The sequence below is a fragment of the Rhodoferax sp. genome, assembly GCF_014859475.1.
GTDB lineage: Bacteria > Pseudomonadota > Gammaproteobacteria > Burkholderiales > Burkholderiaceae_C > Rhodoferax.
This window is the reverse complement of the sequence record NZ_JACUUE010000283.1, coordinates 1-2,584: the sequence shown is the minus strand read 5'-3', so window position 1 is coordinate 2,584 and position 2,584 is coordinate 1. Positions and strand designations below refer to the sequence as shown.

Sequence of the window (2,584 nt, the reverse complement as noted above, 5' to 3'; positions counted from 1 at the left end):
CAGGTTGCCAGCGCCAGGCCGACTGCTAAGACACTTTTTGAAACTTTCATGACTAAATGCTCCTTGGTTTGAAATGAAGGTCACTGACCATTACTGGACTGGACTGAACTCTATTAGCAAAAGGCGGGCCAACTTGCCGCCAGCATCGAAAAAACCCGTTTTGGCCCCGTTTTGGCCCCGTTTTTGACCCGTTTTGGCTGGACTTCGGCCGGATTGGGCTTGGCGAGGTTTCGTTTTGGTAACCTGTTTTCATCGCCAAACCCTGAAATGTCACGTTTTGGTAACCTCACAAAAAAGGGCGCTGACCGCCACGGCCAGCGCCCCCATGGACGGGAAACCCGCTTATTGCTTGGCCGGCTCTGCCTTGGCGGCAGCCTCAGCCGCCTTGGCGGCCAGGGCCGCTGCGGCTTCTGCGGCTTTTACGGCATCCGCGGCTTCTGCCGCCGCCGCGGCCGCCGCGGCGCCCTTGATGGCCGCGTCTTCGGCCGTGGTATTGACCAATTGATAGACGGCGACCCGGTGATTGAGAATATCACCCACGTAAATACGGTTGTTCTTGTCGATGGTCAGCACCGACGGGTTTTGCAAAAAGCCCGGTATGGTGCCGCGGCCGCCAAAGAACATCAGCACATCGCCCTTGGCATTGAAGATCTGCACATTGCTCCAGCCGGAGTCAACCACGTACAGGTTGCCAAAGCTGTCAACACCCACGCCCTTGGGTTTGTCGAACATGCCAAAGGCGGTGCCGCGCTTGCCGAAGGCCTTCAGGAACTTGCCGTCGGCGTCGAACTTTTGCACCCGCGAGTTGAGCGTGTCGGCCACGAAGAGGTTGCCCTGGGCATCCACCGTGAGGTAAGTGGGGAACAGGAAGGAGCCCGGGATGTCGCCGGTCTGCTTGCCGATCTTGCCGAGCAGCTTGCCCTGCAGGTCGAAGATCTTGACGCTGTGCTCGGCCGACCCGGTGCGCCCGCTGTCGGCCACATAGACCTTGCCGCGCGGCACATCCACGGCCAGGCCCACCGGACGCTCCAGCGAAGCGTCGGTAATGAAGCGCAGCGGCTCGCCAGCGGCGTCGAACACCTGCACGCCGCCTCTGCCTGAGTCGGCGACGTAAATGTTTTCAGCGGCATCGAGCCCCACACCCATCGGCGCGGCCAGCTTGCCCTGACCGATCGCCTTGGCGGTTTTTTTCTCGAAGTCGAACACAAACACCTTGCCTTGGGCAAAGTCCGAGATGTAGAGCCGGTGCGCGTCTGCCGAGGTGGTCAGCCCCATCGGCTCGACGATGCGGTTGGGCGAGGCCACGTCGCCGGCCAGGAACTTGAAAATGATCTGGCTGGTGGTGCTGTCCTTGACCAGGTCCTTGTCGTCCACCAGATTGCGGATGAACTCGATGCGCGCCGTCTCGGGCGGCTCGGGCCAGACCATGCGGGGTGGTTCCTTGACGACTTCGCTGGCGCAACCCACCAGCAGCGCCACCAGCGTGGCAGCGGCAGCGCCAGCAACGGCACGGGCCAGGCGGCGCGCGCCAAGCGGCTGCCGGGCTTGCCCGGCGAAAGGCTGGTAGCGCGCCGGTAAAGTATCAATGGCCAGGGTTTGAGACAGGGTGGTCATGTGTTGGCTTCCATAAAAATCCAAAAGGGTCATTTTGCCAGTTTCCAAAAATGCCGCCAGCCCGCAAACGTGAAAGAACACCGTTTTGGGTGTGAGTGGCTGTCATTGCGAGCGAAGCGTGGCAATCAGGCTTGTCCGAGTTCAACAGGCATTACACTAGAATTCCAAAGTATTACCACCGAAAGTTTCCATGCCAACTACCCTCACCAGCAAAGGCCAAGTCACCATCCCAAAGCGCATTCGAGATGCTTTGAATATGGGCCCAGGCTGCCTGGTTGACTTTGCACTCAACCGCGAAGGCGATGTGGTTTTGCACAAAATTGAAACCCGGGCTAGCGGCCAGCCTGATCGTTTTGCAGCGGTCCGCGGCAGAGCAGACATTAAATGGCGAACCGATGAATTGATGACACTGCTACGTGGTGAGCGTTGATGCTGCTGGTCGATACCAACATTTTGGTTGACGTGCTGGAGGACGATCCACAATGGTCAGATTGGTCGATTCATCAGTTGCGCATGCAGGCCCGCGTTCATAAGCTTCTGATCAACCCCATCATTTACGCCGAAATGTCAACGACCTTTTCAAGCGTCGAGGCGCTGGATCAAACGATTGCTGATATGGGCTTGGTGATGACAAGCATCCCGCATGTTGCCTTGTTTTTGGCGGGTAAAGCATTTGTGCGGTACCGGCGTCTGGGTGGCATCAAACTCAACGTTTTAGGGGATTTCTTTATTGGCGCGCATGCAGCGGTGTCTGGCCTGCCCATCTTGACCCGCGATACGAGGCGCTACGCTTCCTATTTTCCAAGCGTGCAGTTGATTTCTCCTGAAAATTAAAGCTGATGGCCGCTCCGAAGCAGATGCGGCGCTGAATCAGGCAAACGCCAATCAGTCCGGCGGCTGCATGGACTGCCGCGTTTCGCTTTCCATGAACAGCCCCGTCATTGCGAACGCAGTGACGCAATCCATGACC

3 protein-coding genes are annotated in these 2,584 nt (G+C 58.2%); 2 read left to right on the top strand and 1 reads right to left on the bottom strand.

What is annotated here, in order from left to right:
* Positions 1-342: 342 nt before the first annotated feature.
* Positions 343-1,614, bottom strand: coding sequence for a hypothetical protein (locus IBX54_RS14380; RefSeq protein WP_296543340.1), 1,272 nt, complete (start codon positions 1,612-1,614; stop codon positions 343-345).
* Between the two features lie 190 nt (positions 1,615-1,804).
* On the opposite strand from IBX54_RS14380, the gene IBX54_RS14375 reads away from it, so the two are divergent.
* Entirely contained in the window at positions 1,805-2,044 is a 240-nt protein-coding gene (locus IBX54_RS14375; protein ID WP_296543339.1) for an AbrB/MazE/SpoVT family DNA-binding domain-containing protein, read from the top strand.
* Complete coding sequence (locus tag IBX54_RS14370; RefSeq protein ID WP_296543338.1) at positions 2,044-2,448, top strand: type II toxin-antitoxin system VapC family toxin; 405 nt, start codon at positions 2,044-2,046, stop codon at positions 2,446-2,448. Before IBX54_RS14375 ends, IBX54_RS14370 begins: the two co-directional genes overlap by 1 nt.
* The last annotated feature ends 136 nt before the right edge of the window (positions 2,449-2,584 follow it).

Coding starts and splice junctions, on each gene's coding strand:
- IBX54_RS14375 (WP_296543339.1), top strand. CDS start 1,805: ATGCCAACTACCCTCACCAGCAAAGGCCAAGTCACCATCCCAAAGCGC.
- IBX54_RS14380 (WP_296543340.1), bottom strand. CDS start 1,614: ATGACCACCCTGTCTCAAACCCTGGCCATTGATACTTTACCGGCGCGC.
- IBX54_RS14370 (WP_296543338.1), top strand. CDS start 2,044: ATGCTGCTGGTCGATACCAACATTTTGGTTGACGTGCTGGAGGACGAT.